Below are 14,132 nucleotides of genomic sequence, written 5' to 3' on the forward strand. Positions count from 1 at the left end.
GCGTCTCGCCCTCGAATCCGAAACGCGTACCTCGTCCAGTCGGATCGACGTCCCGAGCGCAGCGGTTCCGACGCCTTCGAGCAGCGATGACCGTGGGGGTGGTCATCCCGGCGATTTTCGGGACGTTGGCCCTTCCCGCCTTTGCCGTCCCGGGCGAGGAGATGCCACTGCAAGGCAACGCCATGCTCGGCGGTGACGTTCAAAGCTTCACAGTTAGCTCCGCTGCACGTCAGAAAGAGTTCATGCGAGACGGCTACTCGGCGACCACCGTTGAGGAGCTCGCGGCGGCGGCTGCAGCCAGAGCCGCTGCCGCTGCTGCTGCTGCCGCGGCGGCGGCTCAAGCCGAAGCAGCGAAGGCCGCGGCGCAGAAAAAATCGAGCAAGTCGGAACTCGGCACCAGCGACGCCATCCACGATTCGGTGCAGAACAACATCTTCACCGGTGCCGCAGGGGAGTGGCACCGACCAGTTTCCGGACCGATTTCATCTCCATACGGTCCGCGACGAATCATTTGCAACGGCGGAGGATGTTCCAACGGTTTCCATGACGGCGTCGACTTCAGCAACACGTGCGGCACTCCGGTCCGCGCCGTGTCAGCGGGACGCGTCACCTTTGTCGGGAGTGCCGGTGCTTATGGGCAGAGGGTGATCGTCGACCACGGCGGCGGCGTCGAGTCGATTTACGGGCATCTTCAAAGTGGGTCCTTTCACGTGTCCGTCGGCGACTCGATCGGCGCGGGAACCGCTGTGGCCAATGTCGGAGCCACGGGCGTCGTCTCCGGCTGCCACCTGGACCTGAAGATTCGCATCAGTGGGTCCTTCACCAACCCGACACCGTTTCTTCGCGCCCGCGGCGTGTCCATGTGACCTCGCCACCACTGCGCGCGAGCCCCGCGGAATTCGTAGGCGGCAACATCCATTTGGCACCCGATTTGGGCCCCGGCTCTCTGCCCACTTATACCCTCCGGGGGTACCATGAGGGCAAATGAGATGAACCGATCACCGAGTGGAGGAGTTCGCCATGATGTGGGGATACGGCTGGGACATGAGCGTGTCATGGCTGTTTGGGTTGCTGCTAATTGCCGGGATTGTGCTACTCGTCCTGCTTACGGTCAGGGTGTTCGGCAGAGGAAGCAGTCGGAGTGAAGGTCCTTCCGCAGCGGCGCCGGTAACCGGACCGAGTCGGGCCCGTCAGATTCTCGACGAGCGCTTCGCCACAGGCGAGTTGACAGCCGAGCAGTATCGGGAACAAATCCGTGTGCTTAACGAGAACCCGTAGTGGTTACGTCCCCTTGAGTGATGTGGTTTCCGGATGTTGGTCGTCCCAACAGGTTTTATGCTCTGCCTTCGAATCGCTTCAGGACCTCGCCGGTCCACGGTGCGATCCAGCGACGAATAAGTTTCCATTCGCCGTCAATCTTTCCGACGATGTCACGGTAGTAACCCGTCCAGTAGAGGGTTGCAGAATGTGACTCGATGTCGAAGGCGGTTGCGGAGGTATAGCACCTAGCTGCCCAGTGATCGGGGCGTCCCTCCGGATCCGGGCTGAACAGGCGTGCCGTCTCTCGATGCTGGTGGCCAGGGAACTTGGGATCGCCATGATATTTCTGGATGAGCTGAAGCAAGCCGTCCCGACCCTGCACCTTCCAGGTACTTCCGTCCGGCTGATCCTCCCAAGCCTCGGCTCCCTCTGCGAAGCTTCCGAGCCAGGCCTCTGTATCGCCGGTGTCGAGCGCCCAGAGGTATTGACTGAAGAGATCGTCGATGGCTATCCGGTCCTCGAGACTGGGCCCCTGAATGCCTGAGTCGGCCATGCTTATCTCCTTCGCAGATTCTTAAGGCCCGTCGCGAGCCCCGCCTCGAACAATAGGGACGGTGTCCGACCTCGCAGAGGAGGCTCGCCCATCGTCGCAGCCGGGAAAGGAGACCCATGTCCTTGACGGAGCCCAATCAGGGGCACGGCATCACCCTGGTTAGTGAGAAATGTCCGCCGAGAGAGGGGTGTCGGTGACCGACGAGCCGACGTGCACGGCGAACGTGCCAGGTTCGAGTTTCCATCCGGCATCCCAGTGTTCGAACGCGCGCGTCGCGACCGGAATGCTCACGCGCTGCGACGCGCCGGCGTCGATCTGCACGGTGGTGAAGCCTGCCAGCCATCGGGCGGGGCGGTCGACCTCGGTGTCCGCGCGGCTGAGGTAGACCTGCACGACGTGCTTGCCCGAGCGCTCACCCGTGTTGGTCACCGTGACCGACACGTCGACGCTGCCCTCTTGAGGGCGGCCGCTCTCGGACACTCCGAGTTCGGACAGTGCAAAGTGCGTGTAGCCGAGCCCGAAGCCGAACTCATAGGCGGGCGCTACGCCTGAGCGCAGCCACGCGCGGTAGCCGATGTGCACGCCTTCGCTGTAGACGAGTTGCCCGTCGACGGGGGTCACCGAGCTGACCGGCACGTCGGCTTCCGCCGCCGGCCAGGTGGTCGGGAGGCGTCCGCCCGGCTCGACTGCCCCGAATAGCATGTCCGCGAGGGCGGCGCCGAACTCCTGGCCTGCGAAGTAGGTGAGCAGGATGCTCTGCACGTCGTCGCGCCACGGAAGCAGCACGGGCGATCCCGCGTTGACGACCACAATGGTCCGCGGGTTCACGGCGGCGACGGCGCGCACGAGTTCGTCTTGCCGACCGGGCAGTGCGAGGCTGGAGCGGTCGAAACCTTCGGACTCGACCTGCGCGTTGGTGCCGACGACCACGATGGCGACCTCAGCGGCCGAAGCGGCCGCGACGGCTTCGGCGATCAACTCGTCCGGGTTCGACTCGTCGGCCTCGAAGCCGACGGTGACGCCCACGATGCCGGCGAGCCCGCCCTGGCCCTCCTCGACTTTGGCGAGCTCGAACTCCACCTTCAGCTCGATGGGAACGCCGGCCGTGGCCGTGACGGTGCCGCTGACGGCGGGAGGTGCCAGCAGGCTCGCCCCGAGATCCATCCCGACCGCCTCGGCACCGTCTTCAACAAGGAGAACGTCGTCTGCGTACACCCGTCCGCGGCCGACCGCGCTGAACCCGAACAGAACGTCGCCCGATTCCGGCGGAGTCCACCGGGCGCTGATCTCGATCACGGTGGCCGTGGTGGTCGGTGCGTCGCCGCCGAAGTAGATCAGGGAGGTGGCGAGCCGGTCCTCGGAGAAAAGTTCCGTACCCGATGCGTCGAGGAAACGGACGAGCGCACCAGCATCCCCGGTTCTGGGGTTCGTCATCTCGGCGAGCGTGATCTCGGCGATGCCGCGCTGGACGACCGCGCCGCGGGAGTACGTGACGGTGGCGTTCGGCAGGGCAGCGCGGATGCCGTCGATGGGCGTGACGATGCGTGCGGGGAGAACGGTGGCGCTGCCGCCGCCCTGAGTGCGGGCGTTGAGCGCGTTGTGGCCGATGACTGCGACACTGGACAGCAGGGTGACGTCGAGCGGGAGCGCCCCGTTCTCGTTGCGCATCAGCACGCTGCCGGCCGACGCGGCCTCGCGGGCGAACGCGACTCCATCCTCCACCGTCACAGGCGTGGCCTGAACGGGGGCGAAGCCTTCGAGCGCGCCGACTCGGGCCGCCAGACGCAGCAGGCGAACGACCGTGCGATCGATTGCCTCCTCGGCTACGGCACCGGTGCGAACAGCGTCGACGAGGGCCTTACCCCATGCGCCGTTCGGCCCGGGCATCTCCAGGTCCTGAGAGGCGGATGCCGCAGCAACGCTGCGAACGCCCGTCCAGTCACTCACGACAACGCCGTCGAATCCCCACTCGGAGTTCAATGGGGTCTCGAGCAGGTCGTGCTCGGTCGAGGTCGTGCCATTGATGGAGTTGTACGAGCTCATCACGAGCCACGCCCGCGATTCAGTGATGGCTTTCTCGAAGGCAGCGAGATAGACCTCGCGCAGGGTGCGCTCATCGACAACGCTGTTCGCTGTGAAGCGCTCTGTCTCGTACTCGTTCGCGATGTAGTGCTTCGGAGTGGCTCCGACACCGTTCTCTTGTACGCCTCTCACATAAGCGGCAGCGAGGTCGGCGGTGAGCAGAGGGTCTTCGCTGAACGCCTCGAAATGGCGCCCGTTGTACGGCGAGCGCTGAAGGTTGATCGTTGGGCCGAGTACGACGTCAACGCCTTTGCGCCGCGCTTCGACCGCGGACGCGGCACCGTAGCGAGCCGCGATGCCGGTGTCCCACGACGACGAGAGCGCGGTAGCCGAGGGCAGATTCAGTGACGGCGATCGCTCGTCCCACACTTCGCCTCGCACTCCGCTGGGTCCGTCGCTGACGAGAATCCGGCGCAGGCCGATCTTTTCCATCGGCCACGTCGTCCAGAAGTCACGGCCGGTCATGAGCTGCACCTTCTCCTCGAGGGTGAGGCGTCCGGCGAGCTCGGTGAGTCGGGAGGTCTCGGCAGCGGAGTCGTACATTGTGGGTCCTTCGTTCGTGATTCGAGTTCCGATGCCGCGGCTGGAGGTTGGCGGCGAAGAGTAGAGGTTCGGGAGCTACCTGCGCTGGATCAGCGCACTCCCTTGACACGGAATGCAGCGATGGCCCCAAGGACGCCGAGCACTGCGCCTGTGAGGAACAGCCCGGGGTAGCCGACAGCGGCAACCACTCCGCCCGCGGCCGCGGGAACGAGCGATTGCGGGAGGGCCTGGGCGATGTTCACCACACCGAGATCCTTGCCGCTGTCTTCAGAGCTGGGCAGCACATCGGTGATGAGCGCGAGGTCGACGGCGTAGAACGAGCCGATGCCCGCCCCGATGATGAACTGGGCTGCGTAGACGACAGGAAGAGCCGGCGCGATCGCGAGGACGATCAGGCCCACGACGGCGACGAGCGCGGCCGCGAAGACGAAGATCTTCCGGCGGCCGAAGCGATCGCTGAGCCAGCCGGCGACGAAGGTGGTGGAGACAACGCCGAGGACGTTGAAGAGCGTTGCGTAGAAGACGGCGTTCGCGGCGTCTGCTTCGCTCACGCCGAGGTTATCGATGAGGAAGAGTGCGAGGTAGTTTGTCGCGGTCACGGCTGCTGCGGTGAGCAGGAAGCGCATCAGCCAGGCCCAGCCGAAGTCGGGGTTCTTGCGAGGGTTGAACACGAATGAGCCGAAGAACTCCTTGACGCCGAACGCGGTGCTCGGCTTCTCGACGAGGACGCGGTCTTTGAAGACGAGAGCAAAGACGATCACGACGGTGCAGCCGATGGCGCCGGGCACGAGTACCTGCGGCGTTGTTGCGGTGAAGAGCTGCACGATGAAGACGCCGATGACGAGCGAGCCGTTCTGCGCCACGCCAACAGCGGCGGCTACCCTGCCGCGGTTCTTCGGGCGAACCGAATCGGCCATGACCGCGAGGAGTGCGGCGATGGCTGCGTTGAACGATGCCTGCACAAGCATCCATGCGACGACGAGTGAGAACACGTCGGTGGCCTGAGTGAGCAGGATCAGCGACAGGTATCCCGCGACGATGCCGCCGATGATCCAGGGGCGGCGCATGCCGAAGCGGCCGCGTGTGCGGTCGGAAAGTCGGCCTGCGAGCGGGTTCATCAGGAGCGCCATGAGGGCGCCCAGTCCGAGCGCAAGGCTGAGCACCGCGGCGGTGTCGTCTGGTGCGACTTCGTTGACCTTGAGTGCGAGTGACACGATCACCGGCGGCAGCAGGGCGACGAACAGACCGATCAGCGCGATCGGCATTCCGATCTCGGCCCGGCGGGACCCCGCGGGTCGATCCGTCGCTACGACGCGCGATTGCACTTCAGTGATTTCGATGGCCACTATGCCTCCACAGAGAAATGGCCGCCCTCGTTGGCAGCGCTGATCGACACTAGCACGGAACTAACCAATGGTAGGTTTTGCGATCTCGTCCGGGTCGGTAGTCTCAGGGGATGGGCGACGCAGAGGCACCAGGCGGGCTGGATGCACCATTGGCAGGGAACGCGGCCGGTCGTAGCCACTACCGGTACGCCAAGGGCGCTGCGAAGCGCCGCGCAATCCTGGACACCGCGCTCAGGTTGATCGCCCAGCAGGGATATCAGGCCTCAACGCTCCAGGAGATCGCGGACGCGGTCGGACTGACGAAGGCGGGTGTGCTGCACTACTTCGACTCCCGCGAAGCGCTGCTCGCCGAAGTGCTTCGGGAACGGGACGATGCGGCCCAGGCGCGCTTCAGCGGGCCTCCCGGAGATTCCCTCGACCTGCTGGCGGCTGCCGTCACCGAGAACGAGACCACCCCGGGTCTGGTCGCGCTGTACTCGCGGCTGGTCGTTGATTCGGCAGCCCCGGACCACCCGGCTCACGATTACATCGCCGATCGCTATCGCCGCACAGTCGATGCGATGGCGGATGCCGTCAGGGATCGGCAGTCGGCGGGCACACTGCCGAGCTCGATCGACCCCCTTGTTCTCGGCCGGCTATTCACCGCCATCAGCGACGGGCTCCAGCTGCAGTGGGCCTACGACGACACAGTGGATATGCGTGAGGCATTTGATATCGCCCTCGCTTACTTCGAGGGCACCGCGAAGGCAGAGCCGCACGTGCCGCGGACGGCGCCGACGGCCGACGCTCCGGAGCCTTCAGGCCGCGTCGAACCCTCCTAGGAAACGCGGGCTAGGTGCCCTTCGATCCGGACTTGCCTGTTGCTGCTCGAGACCCGGGCCGAGTGGACTGTCTTTCCGAGGACGATCCCTGGTCGCCCCCAGCCGCCGACTCTTCCACCGGCAGAGGGACAGTGCCTGCGGACGCATCGGTGTCGGAGCGCCTTGTTGGCGATCCGGGAGCGACAGCGTCGAGCGGCAGCGGCGTGGTGCCGGCTGCGGCCGCGGCTGTGTCGGTCCTGGTTTGTGCGTGGGACGGTTCGGGCGCGACGGCGTCGATTGGCAGTGGGATGGTGCCAGCGGCAGCAGCTGCCTCGGTGTCGATGTCGGGTTGCCCTTGACCTGATTCGGATGCGACGGCATCCAGAGGGAGCGGGACTGTGCCGTCCGCGAAGGCGCCAGCTTCCTGGGTGGTCGACGTGTCTGGATTGACTGCATCCAACGGCAACGGGGTTTCCGCATCCATGGTGGCTCCTCGTTCATTCACTCGGATGGTCACGCCAGCTGCGCGGAACTGATCCTGCCGCTGGCTTCGATGAAGACGTGAACCTTGCGGTTCGTCTTGGCGGCGTCGCTCAAGAGAACGAACACCCTCGTGACGCCGGTCGGGTCTCCTTGGGCGATGATCCGCCATCCGAGTCCAGAGAGGTGCGCCTGAGCATTCTGAGACAGAGAGTGCGCGAAGACCGAGTTGACTGTGAGGTTATAGTTCCACATCGACGTGCTCCTAACTATGCGAGTTGTGCCGAACTGATTCGGCCGTTGGCTTCCGTGAAGACGTGCACGGTCTTACCCGTGGCGGCTGCCTCGCTGAGCAGCTCGAACGGCCGGGTGACGTCTTCGGCACTGCCAGGGGCAACCACTCGCCAGCCGAGGCCCGAGAGGTGTGCCTGAGCGTTCTGGGAAAGGGAGTGGGCGAAAACCGAGTTGACGGTGAGGTTGTACTTCCATCCCGCCGTCAGGCTTGCCGCCCGCTGCACGGCTGCATCCGCGTCGAGGAACCGGCCCACCGGCTTGTTCACGTCAGTGACCACGGTGGAGCCGGTATCGATCAGGATGCTCCGCACTTCAGCGTGGGTCAGCGCGGGGTGCACCGCCAGCATCAGCGAGGCCGTCGCGGCGACCTTCGGCGTGGCGCCGGATGTCCCGCCGAACCCGTTGCGGTAGGCGTTGTCACCGGAACTGCTGCAGGTGAGGTCGTGGCTTCCGTCTCCGGGCGCGCACACGGCTATGCGGGCATTGAAGTTGCTGAACCACGCCCGCCGATTCTCAGTTGCGTGATACTCGGTTGCGCCGACGAGGATCGAACCCGAGTCAGGGATGGCGTTGCCTTGATCATCGATACCGGCGTCGCGATCCCCATTGCCGGCGGCAACACACACCACAACGCCCGCCGCAATCGCCGCGCGAATCGCGGCGTTCACCGACGGAACCATCTCGTAGTTTCCGTACGATCCCGTCTGCACCTCGAGGATGATGACTTTGCGCCTGCCACCGCTGTCGGCCGTGCGGACCCAGTCGATGCCTCTCGCCCACTCATTGCCCCCAAGGCCTGTTCCGGGTCCATCGTTAGCCTGGATCGGCCACAGAGCAGAACCGAACGCGATCCCGGCGATGCCTCTGTCGTTGTCGGCCGCTCCGGCGAGACCCATCACGCCGGTGCCGTGCGAGATATGGGCTCCGTGCGACACATTGGTGCCGCCGTCGAACGAGTTGTAGGCACGATTCAGTTCCAGCCGGGCAGCGAGATCCTCATGACTGGTCCGGTAGCCCCAGTCGATGTCGGCGACCACGACGCCGGCGCCGGATGAGCGGGCCCAGGCGCGGTTGACCCGGCAGCGAAAGATGTACCACTGATTCTCGAAGCCAGTGGTCTGGTCAAGCACAACCTGATCGCTGCTGCCAACGAGTGGTTCGTTGAGGGGAGTCTGCGGTGGGATCGCTCTGGGGACGGGGACTGCGCGTTGCACGTCGGGGAGGCGCTCCAGTTCCCTGGCGATCGTCACGGTGTCGGCGTCGGGTGCGAAGTGCAGCGTGACGAAGCTCAGGAAGCTGGGAACGCCGGAGCCCGATGGCGCGTTGGTGCTCTCATCCTCACGTTCGGAGCGCCGGAACGTCGGCTCGGCCTGCTGCAACCCGTACTGCTGGAGTGCACGGTTCAGCTCGGAGAGATCCGCGTTCGCTCTGCTGCTGATTTCGGCCGCCGCCTCATCGGTACTCTGCGATACGGACGCTGCACCGACGCCCTCCCTCAGTTGGATCTCAACAACGCCCGGCTCCCAGGCCGACGCAGACAGGTCGGGAGGCAAACCACCGCCGGAGGCGAAGCGCTTGACGCCACTGTCGGGCGGATCCGTGTCCAGGTGGGGTTCAGTCCCGCCCGAGTCGCTTGGTGTCGTGCCTGACATCAGAATCCCTTTCTGGCAGGGATCGCGATCGAGCGATCGCGCCCTTTTGCCGTCGTCGCTGTTTCTCAGCGGGTCATCCTGGACGCGGGTTCGCGGCTTTGTGCTCGCCCCGCGTCAGTCCATTCCAGCGCCCCGGCGTCACTGAGCCGTCACCCGAGAAGGGTTCCTTCGCCGGCCCTACTGGCCACTGGATCAGGGAGTCGACGCATCCGGAACCCGTTGAGCAGTCCGGCGAGACCGGCGATGATCGGGACCAGGAGGGCGATCTGGAGGGCTATGGGTCGCGCGTCGGTATTGATGCTGACGACCTCCTCCTGGAATTCCTCCGGCTGGCCGACGAGGAGTTCCTCCAGGGCAGCGTTGGACAGGAACTGAGCATCTTCTTCCAGCGCCTCGGCCACCTGTTGCTTCTCGTCGTTGGGAAGCACGTCGCTGGACATGGCCAGGCTGGTAAAGATGAGGGAGAGTGACGCAAGCATGATCGCGCCGGCGAAAGCGAGGCCGAATGACAGGCCGAACGATCCGGCGGCGGAGTTAACGCCCGCCGCCTCGCTGACACGTTCATCCGAGATCGGCGACAACGTGTAATTGTTCAGTTGGGACACCAGCAGTCCCAGGCCAACCCCCGAAATGATCAGCGGACCGAGAAGCCACCATCCGGAATCCGCTCGGGGCACCAGCGGGACGAGAACGACCAGTCCCGCTGTCAGAAGCAGGAACCCCCACAGGATCAGGGTCGCTGGGCGCCACCTGCCGGCGCGCTTTCCCGCGAGCATCGCGACGACGAACATGCTGAGCGACAGCGGCGAGATCGAGAGACCCGCCTGGAGAGCGTTGTAGTTGAGCACCATCTGGAGGTAGATCGGCAGCACGATCATGGTTCCGCCGAGCGCGATCTGCTGCAACATCTGCCCGGTGACACCCAGCCGGAAGAGCTTCGAACGGAACAACCCGGGGTCGATCAGGGTCGCCTTGCCCTGGCGGTGGCGTCGCACGAGCCAATACGCCAAACCGCCGAGGCCGACAGCGCCCACCGCGAGCAGGAGCCCGACCGGACCGCCGCCCTCCTGCCAGACCAGGATGCCGATGACGATGCCACCCATGCCCACAACCGAGAGCAGCGCACCGACGGCATCGATCTGCCGGGATCCTGTGTACGGCACATCGTGGACGAGCTTGATGCCGGATAAAACGATCGCGATGATGAGGGCTTCGAGAAGGAAGGCGACGCGCCACGAGAGGAACGTCGTGATGAAACCGCCGATCAGCGGTCCCACGGCCGCCGCAATCGCTGCCGCTGCCCCGACAGTGGCGTAGACCCTCGCCTGCGCTGCACCCTCGAAGTTTCCGTGAATGAGGGATTGCATCGCGGGGAGGAGCAGGGATGCGCCGAGCCCTCCGATCAGGGCCCAGAAAATGATGATCGGAATCAGCGATTGGGCGAGCGTCATCGCGATCGCGCCGACGGCGTAGCAAAGCAACCCGATGACGTAGGCCCGCTTGCGCCCGATGAGGTCGCCGACCTTACTGCTCATCAGGATGAACGCCGCCGATACCAGCGCCTCGAGGGCGATCGCGCCCTGCAGGCCGCTGACGGTCGTGTCGATGTCTTCGACGACGGCGGAGATCGAGACGTTCATGATGGACGTGTCGACGACCAACACGAACATCGCCATCGCCAGCAGGAGCGCCAGCTTGCCGTTGAATGTGGCCGGTACCGGCTCGGACGTGCTCATCGGGTGTCCGGTTCAGAGGACCAATTGATGAAGTCCCAGGTGGGCATGCTCGGCTCCGTCCGGCGGGATGCGCTCTCGCGTCGAACCTATTGCGCACGGATCACGAGTGCATCATCCGGTCCGGGTGATGAGGATGCAACCGGCCCTCGGTCGTGTGATGCCGGAAGCGCATGCCGTATTCGCCCCCTTGATCCGGCGATGCCGCAGGGAGCAACGTTGATGTGGCGACTCCGGCCTGCACGCTGAGCCGCTGCTTGTGTGCTGTCCGAGGAGGAACGATGCGTGATGGAGACGAATTGCGTCAGGCGTATGGACGCCTTATCGCGGCGGTCGAATCGAATGATCGGGATGCCCTTGCCAGAGTAATCGACCCGGACATTGTGGACCACGGTGCCATCCCGGGTCAGCCGCCCGGGCTTGCCGGCATTGAGTTCTGGATGCGCGGAATGCACACCAGCTTCTCGGGTCTCAGCGGACTAATTGAGGACACCGTCGTCGAGGGAGACAAGGTTGCGAGCCGGATCACGTGGCGGGGGACTCATGTCGGACCGTTCCTCGGTGTGCCGGCGACCGGAAATATCGTGACGATCGGCGCCATGCACGTGCTCCGCTTCAAGAACGGCCTTGCCGTCGAGTGGTGGGGCGTGCCTGACCTTTATGGTGCCCTCAAAGCCCTCGGCGCCAATGTCGAGCCATCGACGGGCTGAAGCCCGTGGCTTGACCTGGCGAGGGCGACGCGCCTTCCCGGAACGGCGTACAGGGGTTCCCATTTCGACGGACCGGGCTCGAGAATGGTGCGACCTTCCGCCGTGTCCGTCTGCGAAGACTGCGGGAGCTTGAGCCCGCGGTGTGAACGGAGTTTCAGATGGCCAGAGTGCACATCCTTGCGACGGGCGGAACGATAGCGGGCTCGGCTCCGTCGCCGGTCGATCCGGGATACGACGCGGGCGTATTGGGGTTCACCGCATTGGTCGATGCCGTGCCCGGCCTTCGGAGCGTGGCCGCCCTGACGGGTGAACAGTTTTCCGAAGTGGGCAGTCAGGACATGAGTGACCAGCTGTGGCTCAAGCTCGCCGCGAGAGTCAACGGGCTGTTCTCAGCGGACGAGGCCGACGGTATCGTCATCACGCACGGTACGGATACCGCCGAGGAGACGGGGTTCTTTCTCCATTTGGTCGTCAAGTCCCAGCGCCCGGTCGTGCTCACCGGGTCGATGCGTCCTGCCACTGCGTTGAGCGCGGATGGTCCGCTGAACCTGTTCAACGCGGTGAGTGTGGCGGCGGATCCACGGGCCGGAGGCCGAGGCGCGATCATCGCAATCAATGACGATCTTCATAGCGCGCGCGACGTCACGAAGTCCAGCACGACCGACGTGCAGACGTTCGTTTCTCCTGACGCCGGACTGGTGGGGACCGCAAGCTACGGCCGCCTTCGCTATTTCCGCTATCCCACGCGTCCACACACCGCCGACTCCGAATTCACCGTGGAAGGCGAGGTCGTCCTGCCTCGTGTGGACATCCTGTACGCACACGCCAACATGCCGGCCGACCTGGTGCGTGCGAGTGCTTCTCTCGGTGCCCGGGGAATCGTCATCGCGGGGGTGGGGAACGGAAACGTCTCCAGTGAAGTGGCGCAAACCCTCGCGGATGTCGCCAGCGATGGCGTGATCGTTGTCCGCAGTTCGCGCGTCGGAAGCGGCGATGTCGGACGCAACATCGAAATGGATGATGACGGGTTAGGGCTCGTGGCGTCGGATCAGCTCAATCCGCAGAAGAGCCGAGTGCTCCTCCAGCTCTGCCTGGTGCGGGGTCTCGATCGCGGTCTTATTCAGGACGCGTTCTACCGCTACTAAAGCTATCCCCTGACAATGCCTCTGGATCGGGCTCCGGCCCCGCAATAGGGTTGAGGTGGCCAGACAGATGTGGTCGTCTGGGCCACCGAGAACACTGTCGTTCGACGAAGAGGGCATGACATGAGTGATCCGTCCTGGACGCAGGTCGTCAAAACCGCCGAGCCGGAGCAGCCTGAACTCAAACGGGTGCTCGGGCCCGGACTCCTGCTCCTGTTCATCGTCGGCGACATCCTCGGCACGGGGATCTACGCGCTCACGGGCCAGGTGGCCGCGGAAGTGGGAGGGGCCGCCTGGCTTCCGTTCCTCCTCGCGTTCGCGGTGGCGACTGTGACTGCGTTCTCCTACCTGGAGCTGGTGACGAAATACCCGCAGGCAGCAGGCGCGGCGCTGTACACGCACAAGGCCTTCGGCATCCACTTCTTCACATTCATCGTGTGCTTCATCGTGATGTCCTCCGGCATCACGTCCGCATCCACCGCCTCGCGTGCGTTTGCGGCGAACCTTCTCGTCGCCTTCGACATCCCGGGCGATACCCTGACGACGATGCTCATCGCACTCGCGTTCATCGTGCTCATCATGCTCGTCAATCTCCGCGGCGTCTCCGAGAGCGTCTGGCTCAACGTCTTCCTGACGCTCGTGGAACTGTCGGGTCTACTTCTCGTGATCCTCATCGGAATGTGGGCGATCGCCGGCGGCAACGCGGACTGGTCCCGCGTCGTGGCGTTCGACACGCCCGAAGACAAAGGCGTGCTGCTTGCGGTGAGCACCGCCACGTCCCTGGCGTTTTTCGCCATGGTCGGCTTCGAGGACTCGGTCAACATGGCGGAGGAAACGAAAGATCCGAGCCGCATCTTTCCGAAGATGATGCTGAGCGGCCTCGGCATCGCGGCGGTGATCTACGTGCTGGTGTCGATCACTGTGGTCGCCCTCGTGCCCATCGGAGAGCTCGTTGGCAGCGAGACACCGCTCGTGACGGCGGTCGAGACCGCAGCGCCTGGCTTCCCGATCAACGACCTGTTGCCATTCATTTCCATGTTCGCGGTTGCAAACACGGCGCTGATCAACATGATGATGGCGAGCCGCCTGCTCTACGGCATGAGCCGGCAGCAGGTTCTTCCGCCCTTCCTCTCACGCGTCGCTCCGAAGCGCCAGACGCCCTGGGCGGCGATCCTTTTCACGAGCGCGCTGGCGGTAGGTCTCATCGCCTACGTCTCCCTCGACGCCGAAGGCTCCATCGTCGCCCTCCTGGGCGGCACCACGTCGCTTCTTCTGCTCACCGTGTTCGCTGTCGTCAACGTGGCGGTGCTGGTGTTGCGGCGACAACCGGTCGACCACAAGCACTTCCACACCCCAGTCGTGCTGCCGGTCATCGGCGCGATCACGTGCCTGTACCTGGTGTTCCCGTTGACATCCGGGCGAGCTGCCGGGCAGTACGGAATTGCACTCGTGCTCCTGGCGATCGGCGTCGTGTTGTGGATCGCCGAGCGCATCTACACCGGCTGGCGACGGAGCCGTGCGTGAGGCCTCGAAGGAT

The 14,132-nt window shown here is 64.8% G+C and carries 12 protein-coding genes; 5 read left to right on the top strand and 7 right to left on the bottom strand.

Annotated elements, in window-relative coordinates:
• Window positions 1–98 precede the first annotated feature (98 nt).
• Window positions 99–866 (top strand): M23 family metallopeptidase, encoded by a 768-nt coding sequence (locus tag ABIE24_RS13700; RefSeq protein ID WP_354500564.1) that lies wholly within the window; start codon window positions 99–101, stop codon window positions 864–866.
• 467 nt (window positions 867–1,333) lie between these two features.
• Here ABIE24_RS13700 and ABIE24_RS13705 read toward each other — a convergent pair whose 3' ends face one another.
• The 3 genes from ABIE24_RS13705 to ABIE24_RS13715 form a co-directional block, all read right to left on the bottom strand.
• On the bottom strand, window positions 1,334–1,813 hold the full coding sequence (locus tag ABIE24_RS13705) for a nuclear transport factor 2 family protein (RefSeq protein WP_354500566.1): 480 nt from the start codon (window positions 1,811–1,813) through the stop codon (window positions 1,334–1,336).
• A gap of 159 nt (window positions 1,814–1,972) precedes the next feature.
• On the bottom strand, window positions 1,973–4,438 hold the full coding sequence (locus tag ABIE24_RS13710) for a beta-glucosidase family protein (protein WP_354500568.1): 2,466 nt from the start codon (window positions 4,436–4,438) through the stop codon (window positions 1,973–1,975).
• Window positions 4,439–4,527: 89 nt separating this feature from the next.
• Window positions 4,528–5,784 carry an MFS transporter gene (locus tag ABIE24_RS13715; protein ID WP_354500570.1) on the bottom strand — a complete coding sequence of 419 codons (1,257 nt, stop codon included), beginning with the start codon at window positions 5,782–5,784 and terminating at the stop codon, window positions 4,528–4,530.
• Between the two features lie 110 nt (window positions 5,785–5,894).
• On the opposite strand from ABIE24_RS13715, the gene ABIE24_RS13720 reads away from it, so the two are divergent.
• Window positions 5,895–6,605 (top strand): TetR/AcrR family transcriptional regulator, encoded by a 711-nt coding sequence (locus tag ABIE24_RS13720; RefSeq protein ID WP_354500572.1) that lies wholly within the window; start codon window positions 5,895–5,897, stop codon window positions 6,603–6,605.
• 10 nt (window positions 6,606–6,615) lie between these two features.
• Here ABIE24_RS13720 and ABIE24_RS13725 read toward each other — a convergent pair whose 3' ends face one another.
• The 4 genes from ABIE24_RS13725 to ABIE24_RS13740 all read right to left on the bottom strand — a co-directional run bounded on the left by ABIE24_RS13725 (window position 6,616) and on the right by ABIE24_RS13740 (window position 10,746).
• On the bottom strand, window positions 6,616–7,068 hold the full coding sequence (locus ABIE24_RS13725; RefSeq protein ID WP_354500574.1) for a hypothetical protein: 453 nt from the start codon (window positions 7,066–7,068) through the stop codon (window positions 6,616–6,618).
• Window positions 7,069–7,097: 29 nt separating this feature from the next.
• Window positions 7,098–7,319, bottom strand: a complete 222-nt coding sequence (locus ABIE24_RS13730; protein ID WP_354500576.1) for a hypothetical protein — start codon at window positions 7,317–7,319, stop codon at window positions 7,098–7,100.
• A gap of 14 nt (window positions 7,320–7,333) precedes the next feature.
• Window positions 7,334–9,010: a S8 family peptidase gene (locus tag ABIE24_RS13735; protein ID WP_354500578.1), complete on the bottom strand. Its 1,677-nt coding sequence runs from the start codon at window positions 9,008–9,010 to the stop codon at window positions 7,334–7,336.
• 149 nt (window positions 9,011–9,159) lie between these two features.
• On the bottom strand, window positions 9,160–10,746 hold the full coding sequence (locus ABIE24_RS13740; protein WP_354500580.1) for an MFS transporter: 1,587 nt from the start codon (window positions 10,744–10,746) through the stop codon (window positions 9,160–9,162).
• 278 nt (window positions 10,747–11,024) lie between these two features.
• Between ABIE24_RS13740 and ABIE24_RS13745 the strand changes: the two genes are divergently transcribed.
• From ABIE24_RS13745 to ABIE24_RS13755, 3 genes are all read left to right on the top strand, one after another.
• A complete protein-coding gene (locus tag ABIE24_RS13745) occupies window positions 11,025–11,453 on the top strand; it encodes an ester cyclase (RefSeq protein ID WP_354500582.1) in 429 nt (142 codons plus the stop codon).
• 167 nt (window positions 11,454–11,620) lie between these two features.
• Complete coding sequence (locus ABIE24_RS13750; RefSeq protein WP_354500584.1) at window positions 11,621–12,598, top strand: type II asparaginase; 978 nt, start codon at window positions 11,621–11,623, stop codon at window positions 12,596–12,598.
• A 120-nt stretch (window positions 12,599–12,718) separates the two neighbouring features.
• Window positions 12,719–14,119 carry an APC family permease gene (locus ABIE24_RS13755; protein WP_354500586.1) on the top strand — a complete coding sequence of 467 codons (1,401 nt, stop codon included), beginning with the start codon at window positions 12,719–12,721 and terminating at the stop codon, window positions 14,117–14,119.
• Window positions 14,120–14,132 lie beyond the last annotated feature (13 nt).

This window comes from Mycetocola sp. 2940, assembly GCF_040548835.1.
In the GTDB taxonomy this organism is placed as follows: Bacteria; Actinomycetota; Actinomycetes; order Actinomycetales; family Microbacteriaceae; genus Mycetocola_A.